General features: G+C 61.4%; 19 protein-coding genes. 15 read left to right on the top strand and 4 right to left on the bottom strand.

The window, feature by feature from the left end; genetic code table 11:
• Window positions 1–93 precede the first annotated feature (93 nt).
• The 4 genes from DY250_RS13560 to DY250_RS00595 are packed head-to-tail and all read left to right on the top strand — an operon-like array spanning window position 94 to window position 2,298.
• Entirely contained in the window at window positions 94–630 is a 537-nt protein-coding gene (locus DY250_RS13560; protein ID WP_147293424.1) for a hypothetical protein, read from the top strand.
• A 14-nt stretch (window positions 631–644) separates the two neighbouring features.
• Entirely contained in the window at window positions 645–1,235 is a 591-nt protein-coding gene (locus tag DY250_RS00605) for a MarC family protein (protein WP_006985242.1), read from the top strand.
• Window positions 1,236–1,243: 8 nt separating this feature from the next.
• The gene (locus DY250_RS00600) at window positions 1,244–2,002 is read left to right on the top strand and encodes an AzlC family ABC transporter permease (protein WP_218565515.1); all 759 of its coding nucleotides are present in this window, start codon (window positions 1,244–1,246) and stop codon (window positions 2,000–2,002) included.
• Entirely contained in the window at window positions 1,999–2,298 is a 300-nt protein-coding gene (locus DY250_RS00595; RefSeq protein ID WP_115610462.1) for an AzlD family protein, read from the top strand. Before DY250_RS00600 ends, DY250_RS00595 begins: the two co-directional genes overlap by 4 nt.
• A 74-nt stretch (window positions 2,299–2,372) precedes the next feature.
• Here DY250_RS00595 and citC read toward each other — a convergent pair whose 3' ends face one another.
• The gene (citC, locus tag DY250_RS00590; protein ID WP_115612729.1) at window positions 2,373–3,362 is read right to left on the bottom strand and encodes a [citrate (pro-3S)-lyase] ligase; all 990 of its coding nucleotides are present in this window, start codon (window positions 3,360–3,362) and stop codon (window positions 2,373–2,375) included.
• On the bottom strand, window positions 3,362–3,718 hold the full coding sequence (locus DY250_RS00585; RefSeq protein WP_040389073.1) for an HIRAN domain-containing protein: 357 nt from the start codon (window positions 3,716–3,718) through the stop codon (window positions 3,362–3,364). The genes citC and DY250_RS00585 overlap by 1 nt, the downstream gene beginning before the upstream one ends.
• A 137-nt stretch (window positions 3,719–3,855) precedes the next feature.
• Here DY250_RS00585 and trpS point away from each other — a divergent pair, with 137 nt between their 5' ends.
• From trpS to DY250_RS00545, 9 genes are all read left to right on the top strand, one after another.
• Window positions 3,856–4,866 carry a tryptophan--tRNA ligase gene (gene trpS, locus DY250_RS00580; RefSeq protein ID WP_115610461.1) on the top strand — a complete coding sequence of 337 codons (1,011 nt, stop codon included), beginning with the start codon at window positions 3,856–3,858 and terminating at the stop codon, window positions 4,864–4,866.
• A 162-nt stretch (window positions 4,867–5,028) separates the two neighbouring features.
• Window positions 5,029–5,658, top strand: a complete 630-nt coding sequence (locus DY250_RS00575; protein WP_245950983.1) for a rhomboid family intramembrane serine protease — start codon at window positions 5,029–5,031, stop codon at window positions 5,656–5,658.
• A gap of 98 nt (window positions 5,659–5,756) precedes the next feature.
• A complete protein-coding gene (gss, locus tag DY250_RS00570) occupies window positions 5,757–7,661 on the top strand; it encodes a bifunctional glutathionylspermidine amidase/synthase (RefSeq protein ID WP_115610460.1) in 1,905 nt (634 codons plus the stop codon).
• A gap of 286 nt (window positions 7,662–7,947) precedes the next feature.
• Window positions 7,948–8,856: a glycine--tRNA ligase subunit alpha gene (glyQ, locus tag DY250_RS00565; protein ID WP_115610459.1), complete on the top strand. Its 909-nt coding sequence runs from the start codon at window positions 7,948–7,950 to the stop codon at window positions 8,854–8,856.
• A complete protein-coding gene (gene glyS / locus DY250_RS00560; RefSeq protein ID WP_115610458.1) occupies window positions 8,853–10,916 on the top strand; it encodes a glycine--tRNA ligase subunit beta in 2,064 nt (687 codons plus the stop codon). The genes glyQ and glyS overlap by 4 nt, the downstream gene beginning before the upstream one ends.
• A 48-nt stretch (window positions 10,917–10,964) precedes the next feature.
• Window positions 10,965–11,159 carry a hypothetical protein gene (locus tag DY250_RS13830; RefSeq protein ID WP_172542118.1) on the top strand — a complete coding sequence of 65 codons (195 nt, stop codon included), beginning with the start codon at window positions 10,965–10,967 and terminating at the stop codon, window positions 11,157–11,159.
• Window positions 11,137–11,433, top strand: a complete 297-nt coding sequence (locus DY250_RS00555) for a type II toxin-antitoxin system RelE/ParE family toxin (RefSeq protein ID WP_172542117.1) — start codon at window positions 11,137–11,139, stop codon at window positions 11,431–11,433. The genes DY250_RS13830 and DY250_RS00555 overlap by 23 nt, the downstream gene beginning before the upstream one ends.
• A 14-nt stretch (window positions 11,434–11,447) precedes the next feature.
• Window positions 11,448–13,283 (top strand): DNA mismatch repair endonuclease MutL, encoded by a 1,836-nt coding sequence (gene mutL, locus DY250_RS00550; RefSeq protein ID WP_115610456.1) that lies wholly within the window; start codon window positions 11,448–11,450, stop codon window positions 13,281–13,283.
• A gap of 76 nt (window positions 13,284–13,359) precedes the next feature.
• Window positions 13,360–14,601 (top strand): suppressor of fused domain protein, encoded by a 1,242-nt coding sequence (locus DY250_RS00545; protein ID WP_115610455.1) that lies wholly within the window; start codon window positions 13,360–13,362, stop codon window positions 14,599–14,601.
• 73 nt (window positions 14,602–14,674) lie between these two features.
• On the opposite strand, the gene DY250_RS00540 is transcribed toward DY250_RS00545, so the two are convergent.
• Entirely contained in the window at window positions 14,675–15,256 is a 582-nt protein-coding gene (locus DY250_RS00540; RefSeq protein WP_115610454.1) for a DNA glycosylase, read from the bottom strand.
• Between the two features lie 72 nt (window positions 15,257–15,328).
• Window positions 15,329–16,714, bottom strand: coding sequence for a DegQ family serine endoprotease (locus tag DY250_RS00535; RefSeq protein ID WP_245950982.1), 1,386 nt, complete (start codon window positions 16,712–16,714; stop codon window positions 15,329–15,331).
• A 97-nt stretch (window positions 16,715–16,811) separates the two neighbouring features.
• Between DY250_RS00535 and DY250_RS00530 the strand changes: the two genes are divergently transcribed.
• Window positions 16,812–17,501, top strand: coding sequence for a response regulator transcription factor (locus DY250_RS00530; protein WP_050809101.1), 690 nt, complete (start codon window positions 16,812–16,814; stop codon window positions 17,499–17,501).
• On the top strand, window positions 17,479–19,035 hold the full coding sequence (locus DY250_RS00525; RefSeq protein WP_115610452.1) for a HAMP domain-containing sensor histidine kinase: 1,557 nt from the start codon (window positions 17,479–17,481) through the stop codon (window positions 19,033–19,035). Before DY250_RS00530 ends, DY250_RS00525 begins: the two co-directional genes overlap by 23 nt.
• The last annotated feature ends 47 nt before the right edge of the window (window positions 19,036–19,082 follow it).

Here is a 19,082-nt window from a genome sequence, read left to right as displayed (position 1 = left end):
ACAACGCTGGGGCTAATGTAGCAGCAAGAAGCGTGGCGATTAAAGGATTGTTGAGGATTACCGTGATAAACGCATGATTATTCGGATGATTTTTTGTGGAATTTGGTTAATGATTTTGCCAACTGGTTGAACACATCCAGCAAAAGCCTGTTATTACAGGTTTTAATGCTGGGTTTTATGATTAAAAGAACTCGTGCACAACAAAAAACCGTCGCTTGCCAAGCGTTGTCGTTACCGGTCCGCAGGCGCCACAGGGATTTTGCCGCACACGAAGCGTGCAGGAGAAGCAGAGGCTTCATCCTGTGGTTATTTGTGGTTGCTGCACGCTTTTTTGTGAATGCTTCTCCTGCACGCCTGCTGCAGTTTTACCCACAAGTTATGCACAATGCCAGCAGCGACGCGGCCCGGCAATTTTGCAACCGGAAAAAACGTTGTCAGAACAGAATGCTTAGCGTATCCATATGTTTTCAGTGGAGTTTTTATTTTTACCCATCACAGTCGCGCCGCGCGCAAGTCATGGGCGGCATTGAAAATTTCGCCGTTATCCGCAGGTTATACACAGAGTTATCCACAATGCAGCCGCCTGTGGATTGCTGCGCCAGGGGGAGTAAGATGCCGTTTCTTGTCTGAATCTTGAGGTCATCATGGAAACCATTGTTGCCACGGCGATTACCCTGTTCTTCATCATGAATCCGCTGGGGAATGTGCCGGTATTTCTCATCGTCCTGACGCCGGTCAGGGAGGCGCGGCGCAGTCGCATCATCCTGCGCGAGCTGCTGATTGCACTCGTAGTGATGCTGATTTTCCTCTTTGCAGGTCCGGCGATGCTGCGCGCCATCGGCGTGTCCCGCGAGGCGGTGGCGATTGCCGGCGGGCTGGTGCTGATGATTATCGCCATCCGCATGATTTTCCCGCTACGCGGTAGCTCGATTATGGGCGATGACGACTCGGACGGCGAGCCACTGATCGTGCCGCTGGCCGTGCCGCTGCTTGCCGGACCGTCGCTGCTCGCCACGCTGATGCTGCGCGCGGGACAGGACGATTTGTTGCACCACACCCTGCCGGCGCTGCTGCTCGCCTGGGCGGCTTCGGCCCTGATTCTGCTCTCCTCGCCGTTTTTGTACCGTATTTTCGGCAACCGCGGCCTGAAAGCGATGGAGCGGCTGATGGGCATGGTGCTCATCTGTATCTCCGTGCAGATGCTGCTGAACGCGTTTGCCCACATTCTCCGCTGAGTCCTACAATGCGCGGCTTCCTGATTGACTGGAGGCCGCTTGTGAACCCGCTATCCCTCACGCCGCGCGTGGAATTTATCCGTGGCATCCGCGAAAGCGGGCCGCTGCTCATCGGCCTCTTGCCGTTTGCCCTGATTCTCGGCATGCAGGGCGGGCAGAAGGGCATGAGCTGGTTGGAAATGCTTTTGATGACCGGCATGAATTTCGCCGGCGGTTCGGAATTTGCTGCTGTGAATGCCTGGGTGCATCCGCTGCCAATCGCGCTGATCGCCGGGATGACGCTGATGATCAACTCCCGCCACATCCTGATGGGAGCGGCGCTGGCACCGTATCTGCGCCATCTGCCGATGAAAAAAATCCTGCCGGCGCTGTTTTTTATGTGCGACGAAAGCTGGGCGATGGGCATGGCGGAGGCACGGAAGCGGCGCGCGCTGGGGCTGTCGGCGGCGTTCAACCTGCCTTATTACGCGGGGGTGTGCTTCATCCTCTACACGACCTGGATTTCGTTTGCCGCCTGCGGTGCAGCGCTGGGGCCGAAACTGGGCGATGTCGCCGCCTGGGGCTTCGGCATGGCCTTTCCGGCGGTGTTTCTGGTGCTGATTCGCGGCATGTGGCGCGGGGTCAGACCTGCCCTGCCGTGGCTGGTGAGCCTGATTGTCGCCGCCGTGGTGTATCGCGTGTTCGGCGGCGCGTGGTATGTGCCGGCGGGCGCGGTGGCGGGGCTCACCACCGCCTGGCTGATGGGCGCGGAAGCGGAGGCGGCATGATTGCGTTCAATTCTTTCCTGCTCTTCCTCGCCATGCTGACGGCGACGTATTCCACCCGTCTCATCGGCTTTTTTGCCCTGCGCAAGCGCACGTTGAGCAAGCGGGCGACGGCGGTGATGGAAGCGGCGCCGGGCTGTGTGCTGATTGCGGTGATTGCGCCGTATTTCGTCTCCGACAAACCGCAGGAAGTCATCGCCATTCTCTTGACCGCTCTCGCCGCCAGCCGCTTTGCCATGCTGCCAACGGTACTGGTGGGAGTGGTGTCTTCCGGGGTACTGGGGTATTTACTGCGCTGAACACGCCGGTTTTACGCCGCTTGGCGGCTGCCCGTCATAAAAAACCGCCCAGGGCGGTTTTTTTATTGCAAACGTTACGGCAGCTCGCCGCTTGTCAGATAGCGAAAGGTGGTTGGCGGTACCAGCGGGCGGATAGCCTCCATGTCGCCCGCAGCCAGCAGGCGGCGTACACGCGAGGCGCTGATAACGTCGCCATCCGCCTGCTGCCGCTCAACGATGACGAGTGCCGGCTGCCCGGCGAATTCGCGTTGCAGCGCGGCGTTGTAGATAGCGGTCGCGGGACTGAGCGGCTCGCTGCCGACGTAGCGTTTCGTGATGCCAAGCGCGGGGGCGATGTGCTCTTTGAAGATGCGGGCATCCAGCCGCGCCTGGATTTCCGTGATGTTCGCGTCTTCGCGCAGAAAGTAGGCGGGGAAGGTCGCCGCCGAGATGATGTAGTCGCCGGTCGGGTGAACGTGAACGTTGGCAAGATCCGCCGTACCCGCCTTGACCAGTGCGAGGCGTACCGCACCAGGAAATTGCGACAGGTCTTCACTCAGCACGAAGAGGTGCACCACGTTGTTTTCCTTCGCCGCTTTTTCCACGAGGTAGCGGTGACCGTTGGTAAAGGGGTTGGCGTTCATGACGATGACGGCGATACGGCTGCCCGCCACGTACTGCCCGCGCAGCGCTTGCAGGTAATGCGGCAGGCCGCGCACGGCGTTTTCGAGGAAGTAGAGGGTGTCGTCCACATGGGCGATGTCGCAGAAGCCGAGATGACGGAAGGCATCACTGGCATCGGCTTTGGTATAGACGTAGCAGGCACGGTGGCCACATGCGAAAACGTCGCGCATCAGGCCGCTCATCAGTTCGTTGAAGAGGCTGCCGCCCTGGTGGGCGCGATCAATAGCGATACATTTCAGGATGTTGCGGTAGCGGGCGCCGGTGGCAATCAAGGCACCGTCGTCGCTGTAAATGCCGTACACGGCATCAAGATTGGCCTCGTCCCGGATGCCTTCGCGTTGCAAGAGTTCAAACCAGGCAGCGCGGTCAGTGGCGATACGGGCGGGGAAAAGCTGCTGCATCAGCGCCAACGCCGCTTGCGTTGCGGGTAGATGTTGAATTTGACCCAGCGGTGCTCTTCGCTTTCCGGATCAATGGTGACGATTTTGCCGCAGAGGCGGTCGCAGTCGCCGAGCAGGTTGTTCAGTTCACGCGCGTATTCGCCGGGAACGTAGCCGATTTTGTTGTTGTGCCAGAAGATCATGATGGCGTGGGCGTCGTGTTCGTTATCCGGTTCGCGACGCAAATCAAGCAGGTCACCCCGGTGCATTAGCGTCGCCAGGTCTTCGGCGCGGTAGTAGGCCAGCCCCGCCACCGGCACTTGCGCGACTACCGGCTGCGGCGCACGGCGAAACCATTTTTTCAATTTTTTCCACATGGCGGTTCCTAAAAATGAACATTTGTTTATCGTGAAAATCATAGCGAAAAACGTGCCAAATGGCGACAAAGGCGGCGTATTTTTGCCGTCCGGCGATATAATTCCGCCCCGTTTTTCAGATCATTAAGGAATTTCGCATGAGCCACACCCGTGTTCTCACCGGCATCACCACCACCGGCATCCCGCACCTCGGCAATTATGTCGGCGCCGTCCGCCCCGCCATCACCGCAAGTCAGGCAAGCGGCGAAGAATCCTTCCTCTTCCTCGCCGATTACCACGGCATCATCAAATGCCACGACCCGGAGCAAATCCACCGCTCCACCCTCGCCGTTGCCGCTACCTGGCTCGCCTGCGGCCTTGATCCGGAACGCATCACCTTCTACCGCCAGTCCGATATCCCGGAAATCCCCGAACTCACCTGGATATTCAACTGCGTCTGCGCCAAGGGCCTGATGAATCGCGCCCACGCCTACAAGGCAGCGGTGGACGCCAACGTCGCCGAGGGCAACAACGATCCCAACCACGGCGTCTCCATGGGGCTGTTTTCCTATCCGGTGCTGATGGCCGCCGATATCCTGATGTTCAACGCCACCCATATCCCGGTCGGGCGCGACCAGATTCAGCACGTCGAAATGGCGCGCGACATCGCCGGGCGCTTCAACCACCGCTACCGCGAGCTGTTTGTCCTGCCGGAAGCGGTGGTGGACGACGACGTTGCCCTCCTCACCGGTCTCGACGGGCGCAAGATGAGCAAAAGCTACGGCAACACCATCGCCCTTTTTGAAGAAGAAAAGGCTCTGCGCAAGCAAATCATGAAAATCGTCACCAACTCGCAGGCGCCGGGCGAGCCGAAAGACCCCGACGAATCCACCATCTTTGAAATCTACCGTGCCTTTGCCGGTGAAGCCGAACAGGCAGAAATGCGCGCACGCTACGCCGCCGGCATCGGCTGGGGCGAAGCCAAACAGGCCTTGTTTGAGCGCATCAACGCCGAACTCGGCGAGCCGCGCGAACGTTTCCGCGAACTCACCGCCAATCCGGCACGCATCGAAGACATCTTGCAGGCCGGCGCAGCAAAGGCACGCAAACACGCGCGTCCGTTCCTGGATGAAATCCGCGACGCCGTCGGTATCCGCAAGTTGGGCTGAGGCGTCGGCGGGGCGGGGTTATGGCACACATACAACAAAACCGCATGGTTGTCGCTTTTTTGATACGTTCTCTGTGTCGCTTTGGTAATGAATCTGCTACGATAGCGAAAAACCCCTATAAATAGCGCCAACTAAGCAACTGCAACTGTAAGGACGATATACGTGTACAGACGCCACTACCCCGAAGAACATTCCCCGGTGCTGATGCAGGCCGGCTGGGTCACATGGACGGTGCTCATCCTGAGCCTCGTCGTGACCCTCTCCACCTGGGTTGGCACCAACAGCCTGACCAACTGGTTGCGCTGGTCGGCGCACGACATCGCCGCCGGCCAATGGTGGCGCACCATCACCCCCGCCTTTCTGCATTTCAAATCCTTCGATTCGCTCGTCACCCACTTCCTGTTCAACGCCCTGTGGTGGCTGACCCTCGGCGGCCTGATTGAAACGCGCGAGGGCCCGCTGCGCCTCATCCTGCTCTTCCTCCTTGCCGCCGTCATCGGCAACACTACCGGCGGCTACTTCTACGGCAGCTACTTCGGCGGCCTCTCCGGTGTCTGCTTCGCGCTCATCGGCTATGTCTGGCTGCGAGGCTACCAGATTGCCGCCTACCGCGCCGTCGTTAAACCGGGGTTGTTCTACGCCAGCGTGGTTTTCATGCTGGCGGGCTTCGTCCACCTCATCGGCGGCATGGCAGACTGGGTACACGCCGCCGGTCTCACCACCGGCCTGCTCATCGCCCTACCCTACTACCTCATCACCACCCGCTGGCCGCAGCACCAGGAGCAAGAGTGAAGGAAACCCCGCCCCGGCGGGGTTTGTCATTTCCGCGTCTACGCCACCCCTCACGCAGAAGCGTACAATCGCGCGCTTTTCCGCCACGGCCCCTCATCATGTCCGAAACCACCCCTGAAAAATCCGCCAATATCCACACCAACGACCCTTTCGGCAGCCTGCTCGGTTACGCGCCGGGTGGCATCGCCATCTATTCCTCCGACTACGACAGCGCCGACGAGAGCGAGTTTCCCGACGATGCCGCCTACCGCAGTTACCTCGGCGACGAATACATGGGCTACAAATGGCAATGCGTTGAGTTCGCCCGCCGCTATCTGTACCTCAATCACGGCATGGTCTTCACCGATGTCGGCATGGCTTACGAAATCTTCTCGCTGCGCTTCCTGCGCCAAGTCGTCAACGACGCGCTCTTACCACTGCAAGCCTATGCCAACGGCAGCCGTAAGCGGCCTGAAGCGGGGGCACTACTGATTTGGGACGAAGGCGGCGAATTCGAGCGCACCGGCCACGTCGCCATCATCACCGAGGTGTTGCCCGGCTGCATCCGTATCGCCGAGCAGAACGTCATCCACTCGCGCCTGCCCAGCGGCCAGCAATGGACGCGCGAACTGCCGCTGACCGTGGACGCGTCGGGCGGCTACACCCTGCATGACACCTTCCCCGACACAAAAATCCTCGGCTGGATGATTCAGACCTCCGACTCCGCACACAGCCTGGCGCAGCCCGTGCCGCCGCCGGAACTACTCACCCTGCACAGCGCCCGCCTGCCGGAGCGCGGCCAGTTTGCGCAGCCATGGCTGAATGAGGCCGACCCGCTCGAAGGCGCCTTTGTCGCCGCGATGGGCGGACAGCAACTGATCGGCGGCGACCCCTACCGCTACTACACCCTTTCGGAAAGCGCCCAGCACGAACTCATCCGCGCCACCAACGAAGTGCACCTGATGTACCTGCACGCTACCGACTGCGTCCTCAAAGATGACCGCCTGCTGCAAAACTTCAACATCCCTCGCCTGCTCTGGCCGCGCCTGCGCCTGTCGTGGCAAAACCGCCGCCACCAAACCATTACCGGGCGGCTGGACTTCTGCCTTGACGCGCGCGGCCTCAAATCCTACGAATACAACGCCGATTCCGCCTCCTGCCACGCCGAAGCGGGCGCCATCCTCGCGCGCTGGGCGGCGGCGGGCAGCCTGCACACGGGTACAGACCCGGGTCGCGGCCTGAAAAACGCGCTCACCGACTGCTGGAAACACCGCAACCACGCGCCGCTGGTGCACATCCTGCAAGACCACGACAGCGAAGAAACCTACCACGCCCGCTTCATGCAAGCCGCGCTCGAGAGCGCGGGCATCTGCACCAAAACCGTGTACGGCACCGAAGGTCTGCACTGGGACAGCCGGGGTCGCCTGCGCGATGACGAAGAACAGCAAATCCTCTCCGTGTGGAAAACCTGGGCCTGGGAAACCGTGCTGGAACAACTGCGCGAAGACGCGGATGGCCGCGAAGTCGCCCCGCCTATCCGCACCGGCTACCCCGGCGATACCGTGCGCCTCATCGACGTGTTGCTGCGTCCGGAAGTGCTGGTATACGAACCGCTGTGGACGGCGATTCCCAGCAACAAAGCCATCCTGCCCGTATTGTGGGAACTCTTCCCCAAACACCGCTACCTACTCGATGCTGACTACCACCTCACCCCGGAACTTGCCGGTGAAGGCTACGCGAAAAAACCTATCGGCGGCCGCTGCGGCGACAACGTTACCCTGATTGGCACCGACGAACTGGATGCCACCGCCGGCAAATTCGGCGCCCAAGAACACATCTACCAGCAACTGTGGTGTCTGCCCAAAGTCGGCGATAACTACCTGCAAATATGCACCTTCACCGTCGGCGGCCACTACGGCGGTTGCTGCCTCAGAAGCGACCCGACACGCATCATCACCGGCGACAGCGACATCGCGCCGCTGCGCATCCTCAGCGACGAGGCCTTCCTTAAAGAAGAGGCGTGATGGAGACACTTGGCGGCCCGGCAGGCGTAGTCTGCTTTTCCCGTTTCGGGAGGGAAGCCGCCAAGCGGGGAAACGGCGCGTTTTTTGTCCCTTTAAGACGTTGCAGACAACGTCTCTACGAAACCCAGTATTGACGCCGCTGGGCGGCATTTTTGCATCTACCAAGCCCCGTTCCGGCACATCCTTGGGCGGTATCGGCACGCCTCAGCAGCGCTGCCGTCTGCCCCGCGTGATTGCCGGGATTGGTATTACAATACCCCCTCATTTTTGACCACCGGAAACCCACATGGCCGAAGCACTCAACTTCCAAAACATGATCCTCACCCTGCAACGCTTTTGGGCGGAGCAGGGCTGCGTCCTCCTCCAACCCTACGACATGGAAGTCGGCGCGGGCACCTTCCACACCGCCACCTTCCTGCGCGCCGTCGGCCCGGAACCGTGGAATGCCGCCTACGTCCAGCCCTCGCGCCGCCCCACCGACGGCCGCTACGGTGACAACCCCAACCGCCTGCAACGCTACTACCAGTTCCAGGTCGTGATGAAACCCTCGCCACCGCGCTTCCAGGACCTCTACCTCGCCTCCATGCGCGCCATCGGCATTGACCCCGCCATCCACGACATGCGTTTCGTCGAAGACAACTGGGAATCGCCGACCCTCGGCGCCTGGGGACTTGGCTGGGAAGTGTGGGTGAACGGCATGGAAATCTCGCAATTCACCTACTTCCAGCAGGCGGGCGGCCTCGAATGCAAACCGGTGATGGGCGAACTCACCTACGGCCTCGAACGCATCGCCATGTACCTGCAAGACGTGGACAGCGTCTATGACCTCGTCTGGACCGAAACCCCGCAAGGCATCGTGCGCTACGGCGACGTGTACCAGCAAAACGAACGCGAACAATCCGCCTACAACTTCGAACACGCCGACGTGGCCGATCTGCTCGCCCAATTCGACGCCGCCGAAAAAATGGCACACAAACTCGCCGGACTCGGCCTACCGCTGCCCGCCTACGAACAGGCGCTGAAAGCCTCGCACACCTTCAACCTGCTTGACGCGCGCCGCGCCATCTCCGTCACCGAACGCCAGCGCTACATCCTGCGCGTGCGCGCGCTATCCAAAGCCGCCGCCGAAGCCTACTACAAAGAACGCGAAGCCCTCGGCTTCCCGCTCTGCCGCAACCCAGGAGCCGCCGCATGACCACCACCCTGCTGATTGAAATCGGCGTCGAAGAACTGCCGACCAAAGCCGTCACCGCCCTCGCTGCCGCCGGACGCGACCTGTGGACCCAAGCCCTCAGCGATGCCGCCCTTGCCCACGGCAACATTGACACCTTCGCCACCCCGCGCCGCCTCGCCTGGCGCATCCACGACCTTGCGGAAAAACAGCCCGACCAGAAAATCGAGCGCAAAGGCCCGTCGCTGGCTGCCGCCAAAGACAAAGACGGCAACTGGACAAAAGCCGCGCTCGGCTTCGCGGCAAGCTGCGGCGTCGCCGTTGATACCCTCGGTGTCGAAGAAACCGGCAAAGGTGCCTGGCTGACCTACCACGGCGAACAGGCGGGACAAACGCTGGAAACCCTGCTGCCCGAACTCTTCCGCCACGTCTGCGACAACCTGCCCATCGCCAAAAGAATGCGCTGGGGCGACAACGAACAAAGCTTTGTCCGCCCCGTGCTGACCCTCGTGGCTCTCGCTGACGAACGTATCCTGCCGCTCGACTACTTCGGCGTGCGCGCCGGCCGCGACACCCTCGGCCACCGCGTCCACCACCCTGAACCCGTCAGCATCCAGAGCGCTGCGAGCTACGAAGCCGACCTGCGCGCCGCCCACGTCATCGCCAGCCACGCTGAACGCATGGAACGCATCCGCGAGCAGGTCGAAAAAGAAGCTGCTGCCCTCGGCGGAAGCGTCATCCTGCCCGAAGCCCTGCTGATAGAGAACGCCAGCCTCACCGAATGGCCGGTCGCCATCAACGGCAGCTTCGACGAACGCTACCTCGCCGTCCCGCAAGAAGTCCTCATCACCACCATGCAGGACAACCAGAAAACCTTTGCCGTCGTTGATGCCAGCGGCAAAATCCAGCCGCACTTCATCGCCATCGCCAACCTCGAAAGCCAAGACCCCGCCACCGTGCGCAAAGGCAACGAAAAAGTCATCCGCCCGCGCTTCGCCGACGCCGAATTCTTCTGGCAACAAGACCTCAAACACCGCCTGGCCGACTACCTGCCGCGCCTCGAAGCCGTCACCTACCAGGACAAACTCGGCTCACTCGCCGACAAAACCCGCCGCCTCGAAGCACTCGCCCGCGAACTCGCTGCCGTGACCGGAGCGGACGCCGAACACGCGGCGACCGCCGCCCGCCTCTCGAAAAGCGACCTCCTCAGCGAAATGGTGATGGAATTCCCCGAACTGCAAGGCATCATGGGGCGCTACTACGCCGCTGCCGAAGGCCTGCCCGCCGACATCGCCGCCGCCATCGACGAACAATACTACCCGCGCGGTGCAGGCGGCGAACTGCCACAAAGCCCGACAGGACTAACACTGGCGCTCGCCGAAAAACTCGACACCCTCGTTGGCGGCTTCGCCATCGGCGCCAAACCGACCGGCAGCAAAGACCCCTACGCCCTGCGCCGCATGGCCATCAGCCTCATCCGCCTCATCAACGAAAACAACCTGAACCTGCCGCTGGACCGCGCCCTGGCTGCCAGCGCCGCCACCTACCCCGCTGCCCTTGCCGCAGACAAACATACCGCTGCCGTGCGCGACTACATCCGCGAACGCCTCGACAGCTACTACCGCGAACAGGGCATCCGCAGCGAAACCGTGCAGGCCGTGCTGGCACTTGACAGCGACGACCTCGTTGATAACGACCGCCGCATCCGCGCCCTCGACACCTTCGCCTCTAGCGACAACGTGAAAAACCTGCTGGCGAGTGCCAAACGCATCCGCAACATCCTGAAAAAGAACGGCGAACGCGACGGCGCAGTGCAAACCACCCACCTGCAAGAGCCCGCTGAACAGGCGCTGTGGCAGGCATGGCAGGACAAACAGCCCGCCTTCGGGCAAGCCCTTGCCGCAGGCGACTACCGCGCCGCCCTGGAACCACTCGCGACCCTCGGCGCACCGCTGGATGCCTTCTTCACCGACGTGATGGTGATGAGCGACGACCCGGCGCTGCAACAAAACCGCCTGACGCTGCTCACCACCCTGCAACGCGGCTTCGACAAAATCGCCGACCTGTCGCTGCTTTCCGAATAATACGCATCACGGGGCAGCACCCCATGCCTTAACAGCAGGAGAAAACCGATGGAACCCAAAACCTACACCAACCGCTACGGCCTCGTCTTCGACAGTCAGGAAGAACTCGAAGCCTGGGATGCTTATGTTGAAGAACGCCTTGCCAAAGCGCGGCAGACGCCCGTTATCAGCAACGAAGAAGCAAAAGAAGAAATCCGTTTGCTACGCGAGAGCCTGCGCCATGTACCGCATACGATGGAATAGAGCGGCTATCTGCGCCTTGCAAACCATCGCGGCATACCTGAAAGAAGAGCGCGGTGTGCCGTGGGTTGCGGATAAAGTCATCGCTAATATAGAAAGAACCATTGACGACTACATCGCCTTCATGCCGCGCATGTTCACCCAATCGCCCGGCGGCACGGCACACGCCTGTTGCCTGCCCTATCCCTACATCATCTACTACGACATTGACGAAGCCCTCCACACCGTGACCATCCTTGACATCATCCACGGCGCACAGGGCGAACGGCGTCGATAAACAGCCTTACCCCCATGCCCCGCATCCAGCAACTGCCCAACAGCCTCATCAACCAGATCGCCGCCGGCGAAGTTATCGAACGCCCTGCCTCTGTGGTCAAAGAAATCATCGAAAACGCCATCGATGCTGGCGCGACCGACATTGACATCGACATCGAAGACGGCGGCGGCAAACTCATCCGCGTCCGCGACAACGGCTGCGGCATCCACCCCGACGACCTCGCCCTCGCCTTCGCCACCCACGCCACCAGCAAAATCCAGAACATTGACGACCTCGAACACATCACTACCCTCGGCTTTCGCGGCGAGGCCCTGCCCAGCATCGCCTCCGTCTCCAAAACCACCCTGACCAGCCGCGCCGAAGGACAAGAACAAGCCTGGCGCATCAGTCCGCATCTCGGTAACGGCATCAGCCCCGCCGCACACCCGCCCGGCACCACCATCGAAATCCGCGACCTTTTCTACAACACCCCGGCGCGGAAAAAATTCCTCAAAAGCGAGCGCACCGAGCGTGCCCACATCCAGCAACTCGTGCAAAGCCTCGCCCTCAGCCATGCGGGCATCCGCATCCACCTGAAAAACCACGGCAAAACCCTCGGCGACTACGGCGGCGGCGACCTCACCGCACGCATCCAGAGCGTACTTGGCGACGAACTGCTCGAACAGGCCGTCGCGATTGACGCCCGCGCCGCCGACATGCACCTCTATGGCCGCGTCGGCCTGCCCACCTGCACCCACACCCAGCCCGACCAACAATACTTCTACATCAACGGCCGCATCATCCGCGACAAAATCATCGCCCATGCCATCCGCCAGGCCTACCAGGACATGACCTACCACGGCCGCCATCCCATCTACGTCCTCTACCTTGACATCAACCCCGAACTCATCGACGTCAACGCCCACCCCGCCAAACACGAAGTCCGCTTCCGCGAAAGCCGCCTCACCCACGACTTCATCTACAGCAGCCTCAACCACGCCCTGCGCGGCAACATCCCCGCCAATGCACCCACGCTGCCTCCTGCCGCTCCGCCCGCCCGCAGCAGTGTGGACGACAGCACGCCGCGCCCACGGCAAACCCCGCTCTACCTCGCGGGCAGCGAACGCCGCCCCGGCCGCAGCGCCGTCGCCGAAAGCACCGCTTACTACCAATGGGCGCAACACATCCCCGCCCCGCCACAGCCCGCCTCCGCCTATCCACTGCCGTCAGCGGGCAGCGTCGCGCCCGGCCCCGTCCTTCCCGCTGCCGCAGAACAGGCGCCAGAACACCCGCTCGGCTACGCCCTCGGCCAAATCCATAACATCTTCATCCTCGCGCAGAACGCGCACGGCCTCGTCATCGTCGATATGCACGCCGCGCATGAGCGCATCCTCTACGAACGCCTGAAACAACAACTGCGCGCACAAAACCCGCAAACCCAGCACCTGCTCATCCCGCAGAGTCTCGCTGCCACCCCGGCGACCCTCGATACCCTCGCACGGCACCATGACTGGCTCGCCCGCCTCGGCTACACCCTGGCGGCAAGCGCGGACGAAAGCCGCATCCACATCACCACCGTTCCCGCCCTGCTCAAACACGCGCCCGCGCCGGAAATCGTCGGCGAACTGCTGCACGAACTGGGCGAGTACCCGGCAAGCACCGCTATCGCCCGTCTCGAAGACCAAATCCTCTCGCGCCTCTCCTGCCACAAAGCCGTGCGCGCCCACGATGCCCTCAATCTCGATGAAATGAACCAGCTGCTGCGCGACATCGAAAACACCCCGGCCAGCGGGCAATGCAATCACGGCCGCCCGACCTGGATTCAGCTCTCGACCGACGAGATCGGCAAATACTTCATGCGCGGCGAATGAACGTCCGCGCTATCCCGGTATCCCGCCCATCCTTGGCGGCGGTGATGCGTGTTTTTTATCTTTAAGAGGAATCGCCATGAATCATGCCGTCGAACGCTTTTTGCACGTGTTACAGGAACAGGACGCCGCCGGCTATGCCTATCCGCCCGCCGATGCCGCCGCGCTGGCGGCATTTGAAGCGGCACACGACATCACCCTACCCCCCGCCCTGCGCGAGCTGTACCAGGTCATGAACGGGCAGGAGAGCGAGGTGCTCAACGCCGTGCCGTACCGCCTGCTGCCGTTGGCGGAAATCCCGCAGGTGCAGGCGCGCCTGCTGGCGCATATCGAGCAAGCCTTCGGCGCGGATTGGGCGGCGTTCCGCCTGCCCGATTTTGAGGACGGCGCAGCGGTGCGCGAGGTGCTGTTTGATGCAGCGCGCCTGCCGGTCTTCCAGAATACGAACGACGACTTCTACTGTTTGGATTTCACCCCGGCGCCCGGCGGCGTGCACGGCCAAATAGTTGCCGTGATGGGCGAACCGACACCGGACGATATGGCGCCGCTGCTGCTGATGTTCGATACCTTTGAAGAATGTCTGGAAGATATTGCCGTTGATATGAGCGATGACACCCCGCTGGATATCGAATCCTTCCTGGCACAAACGGGGGAGGATCTGGACGCCTTCGGCGATCTGCTCGGCATCGCGCAGCAGGATTTCGGCGCTTATGACGCGGCGGTCGAGGCGCATATTGTCCGCACACTGGGGGAAACCGACGGCGTGCTGCGCCATATGGCTGAAGACGACGATCTGAAGCGGATACACATCCACCACCTCGCGGCGAATGAAACGCGACCGTTTCAGGTGCTCATCACCAGCGGCATGGGCGATCCGGCGCAAGCGGGGCAAGAAGAAGCGGCGGCGCGGACGGAACTGGTACTGCTGCTGCCGCCGCAGTGGAATATTCAGGCGGACGACCCTGCTGCCGCCTGGCCGCTGCAATGGCTGCAAATCATCGCGCAAATGCCGATCCCCCCCAGCTTCGCGCCGGGACGGGGCAGGATTATCGCGCTGGATCGTGACCGGAAAGAAACCCTGCCCGGTACGCCGTTCGGCGGTTTTTTCCTCTATCCGCCACTGGTCAGCCTGCCGCAGGATTTCCTGCACCTGACCCTGCCTGATGGCGGGGAGGTAACGTTCCTTGCGCTGCTGCCGCTCTATCCCGCCGAAGTCGCCCTGCTGGAAGAAGAGAACGGCCTGGCGCGCCTCTTTGCCGCCTTCTCGCAGCATCAGGTAACGGAATGCGTGGATGTTACCCGCCCCGATTGCGCTTCATGACAAACCGTAGTGCCGCAAGCGGGCAAATACGCCGCTTGGCGGGCCCGGTAACGCCCCCCCAGTAATGACGCCGCTATAACAAACCGCAGTGCTGGAAATAGCGGCGGTAAGCGGCGATTTTCTCCGCGAGTTTGAGCGGATAGGCGCGAGAGGTGGAAGGGAGGCGGGTCAATTCCAGCGTCCGCCCGTCCAGCTGGAAAGTCAGGCTCTGCCCGGTTTTCAGCGCCGCTTTCCCGCCGGGGACAAAGCCGAGCAGGACGTCGGTCGCCTTGCCGCCGGTAGTGAAAATGTGGCGCAACTGCGGCAGCTCTGCCAGCACGACAGGCAGGTCGAGGGTCTCGACGATGCGCAGATGGGCATCGGCGGCATTGCCCTTCTCGCGGATGGCACGGCGCACACTGGGGCAAATGGCGATGCCGCGTGCGACGAGGAAGGCACGGATGCGCCCGGCATCAAAGCGCTTTTCCCCGGCCACTTCAAAATAGGCGGGGTCGTCAAAGAAGAGGCTGCCATAGACGCGCCACATATCGTTCTGATAGTTGGGGTAGTGGAACGCCATGCTGCGCTTTTCCGCCGGCGGCGGGAAACTGCCGCTCATCATCACGGTCGCCTGCGGCGGCAGCAGCGGCGGGAAGGGGTGGGTTTCGATTTCCATATAAACTCCGGGAAGAAAGCGGGGTCATGAAAAAAGGGCTGCGATGCAGCCCTTTTTTGTTGCGCCAAGCGGTTACGGTTGCAGCGCGAGGTAGAGGTTTTGTCCATTGCGGGAGATGAGCAGCGGTACCGAGCGCTTGCTGTTGGCTTTTTCCAGCAGGCTACGCGCCGTTTTCACGTCTTCGACGCGCTTGCCGCCGACTGCGACGAGGATGTCGTTCTCGCGCAGGCCGGAGCGTTCCGCTGCCGAGCCGCTTTTCACGCCGCTGATGCGCACGCCTTTACCTTTGTATTTCAGGGCCTCGCGGCTTTCTTCATCAAGCGCGCTCAGGCTCAGGCCGCGTACCGCCTGCGTCGTTGCCTTGCCCGCACCGGGGATGTCGTCGCCCGCGTCGTTGAGGTTGCCGATTTCGACTTTGATGGTGAGTTCTTTGCCGTCACGCAGCAGTTTGACGTCGGCCTTGTTGCCGATCGGCGCGGTAGCGACCAGCGCCGGCAAGTCGGCGGATTTCTGCACGGGTTTGCCGTTGAATTCGATGATGACGTCGCCGTTTTCGATGCCCGCTTTGGCGGCTGGCGAGTTTTCCATGACTTCGGCAACGAGCGCACCGCGCGGGCCATCCATACCAAAGGATTCGGCCAGGGTTTGATCCAGCCCCTGGATCAGCACACCGAGCCAGCCGCGCACCACTTCGCCCTTGTCTTTCAACTGGTCGGCAATGTTTTTCGCCACGTTGATGGGGATGGAGAAAGCGAGGCCGTTGAAGGCACCGCTGCGGCTGTAGATTTGTGAGTTGATGGCGATGACTTCGCCCTTGCTGTTGAAGAGCGGACCGCCGGAGTTGCCAGGGTTGACCGCCGCATCGGTCTGGATGAACGGCACATAATCGCCGCGCGGCAGGTTACGGGCGACAGCACTGACGATGCCCTTCGTCGCGGTGTGGGTGAAACCGAAGGGCGAGCCGATGGCCAGTACCCAGTCGCCGACCTGCACTTGGTCGGAATCGCCGAGTTTGGCGACGGGCAGGTGTTCGCCCTGGATTTTTACCAGCGCGATGTCGGTGCGTTTATCCAGGCCGATGACTTCAGCACTGTATTCCTTGTTGTTGTTGAGCTGCACGCGCACCTTGTCCGCCCCTTCGACAACGTGGGCATTGGTGAGGATGTAGCCGTCGCTATCGATGATGAAGCCGGAGCCCTGCCCTTCCAGCACACGCTCCCTGGGCGCATCCTGCTCAAAGGGTAAGGCGCCGAACGGGGCAGGGAGGCCGAAGAAGTCTTCAAACACCTCCGGCGGCAGGCCGTTAAACGTCGTTGGCTCCTTAACGCGGCTTTCCACCTCGATGCTGACCACCGCATCCTTGGTCTTTGCGACCAGGGCGGTGAAGTCGGGGGCGGGGTCGGCAAAACCTGTCGGGATGGTAAACGCCAAAGCCAACATAACCAATGTTTTATTCATCAATACCTCTGCTTGCTTTAAGATAGGTCGCGCATTTTGGCCAACCCCACCTTACATCAGCCGAAACGGTCGATTAAAGAAAAATAAGGAGCAACTCATGCACGTTTTGATCATCGAAGACGACAAAGACGTCGCCGCCTACATCACCAAAGGACTCAGCGAAAGCGGCTACGTCGTCGATGCCGCGCACACCGGCAGCGAAGGACTTGCCATGGCGCAAAGCGGTCAGTACGACATCCTCATCGTGGACCGCATGCTGCCCGAAATGGATGGCCTCTCCGTCATCGCCCAACTGCGCAGCGAAGGCATGAGCACCCCCGTCCTTATCCTTTCGGCGCTGGGCGAAGTGGATGACCGTGTCGAAGGGCTCGCCGCCGGCGGCGACGACTACCTCGTCAAGCCCTACGCTTTTTCCGAACTCCTCGCCCGCGTGCGCGCCCTCACCCGTCGCCGCGGCGGCGAAATCCAGGACCAGATGATGCTGGAAGTCGCCGACCTGCAACTTGACCGCTTAAAACGCAAAGTTACCCGTGGCGGCAAAAAAATCAACCTGCAACCGCGCGAATTCCGCCTGCTCGAATACCTGATGAGCAACGCCGGCCAGGTCGTCACCCGCACCATGCTGCTCGAAAAAGTCTGGGAATACCATTTCGACCCGCAGACCAACGTCATCGATGTCCACATCTCGCGCCTGCGCAGCAAAATCGACAAAGACTTCGAACCCCCTCTAATTCACACCGAGCGTGGCGCAGGATACAGCCTCTATGACCCAAGCGGCTATAACTAAGCGCCTGCGCGACTGGGGGAAGGCGGTGCGCACCACCGCCTTCAAATTTTCCCTGCTCTTTACCCTGGCATCGAGCTTCGTCACCGGCATCTCGATGTACACCCTCTACCGCAGCGCCGAAAAAGAAATCCGCGAACAAATCGACTCCCGCCTCCTCGCCGAAACCACCAGTCTGCGTCGCCGCTTCGAAGAACGCACCAGCATCGGCCTCTACACCCCGGTGCTCGGCATCATCGAACGCGTCCCCGGCGACCCGAACATCACCTTCTGCGTCACCGCCCGCAGCGACGGCGCAAACAGCGTCAGCGGCTACAGCAGCAACAACCCCTTCACCAACGGTTTTGCGACCAACAGCCCCATCAGCGCACCGAGCGACGGCGTATCCACCAGCGTGGACAGCAATGTCGCCGACCTCATCATCCTCGACAGCAGCGTCGCCGACCTCTGCCGCATCAATACTGCCGATGCCGATAACAGCGTCGGCAGCAGCATGCGCATCAACCTCGTCATGCGCGTCGTCGTCGTCAACACCGCCGACAACCGCTACACCCTCATCACCGCCTACGACACCACAAACGAGCGGAAAATGCTGCGGCGGATGCTGGATAACACCATCTACGTCACCGGCTTCCTCATCCTCATCGCCTTCATCGGCGCCTTCCTCATCGGCTACACCATCATCCACAGCATCTCGCGCATCTCGCGCACCGCGCGGCACATTGTGGACGGTGACTTCGCCGAACGCGTCCCCATCCGTGCCAACGACTCTGACGAAATGAACCAGCTCGCCGACGACCTGAACCACATGCTGGACCGCATCGAAGCCCTCATCACCAGCCAGCGGCAAGTCACAAACAACATCGCCCACGACCTGAGAAGCCCGCTGAACCGCCTGCGTAACCGCATGGAAGTGGCCCTGCTTGACCGCAGCAGCGATACCAAAACCCTGCGCGACGTTATCGCCGACTCCGTCGAAGACGCCGAAAACCTGCTCAAAACCTTCAACGCCCTACTCAGCATCGCGCAAGTCGAAAGCCGCGCCAAAGACGACTTCACCCACACCAGCCTGAGCGGCATTTGCGACGACCTCGCCGAACTCTACGACGTCTTGAGCGAAGACGGCGAACACACTTTCGCTGCCAGCATCGAACCCGACCTCAACATCATGGGCAACCGCCAGCTCATCGCGCAAGCCATCACCAACCTGCTTGATAACGCCGTCAAATACACACCGAGCGGCGGCAACATCCGCCTTAGCGCCGAGAAACGCGGCGACAATATCCTGATCAACGTCGCTGACAACGGCAAAGGCATCCCGCCGGACAAACGCGACGACGTATTAAAACGCTTCGTCCGCCTTGACAGCGCGCGCAGCACCCCCGGCAACGGGCTAGGCCTGTCGCTGGTCAGTGCCATCGTCGCCCTGCACAACGGCAGCCTGACCCTGCACGACAACAAACCCGGCCTGCGCATCCAAATCACCCTGCCGACAGAAACCGCTTACCTGCGCCGCCAGCACGAAAGCCGGTACTGAAAACCGCATCATTGCCCTGCCTGAAGGCAATCACCCAAACTACAAGG

This window comes from Cardiobacterium valvarum (genome assembly GCF_900460955.1).
Lineage (GTDB): Bacteria > Pseudomonadota > Gammaproteobacteria > Cardiobacteriales > Cardiobacteriaceae > Cardiobacterium > Cardiobacterium valvarum.
This window is presented reverse-complemented; position numbering and strand designations above follow the sequence as displayed.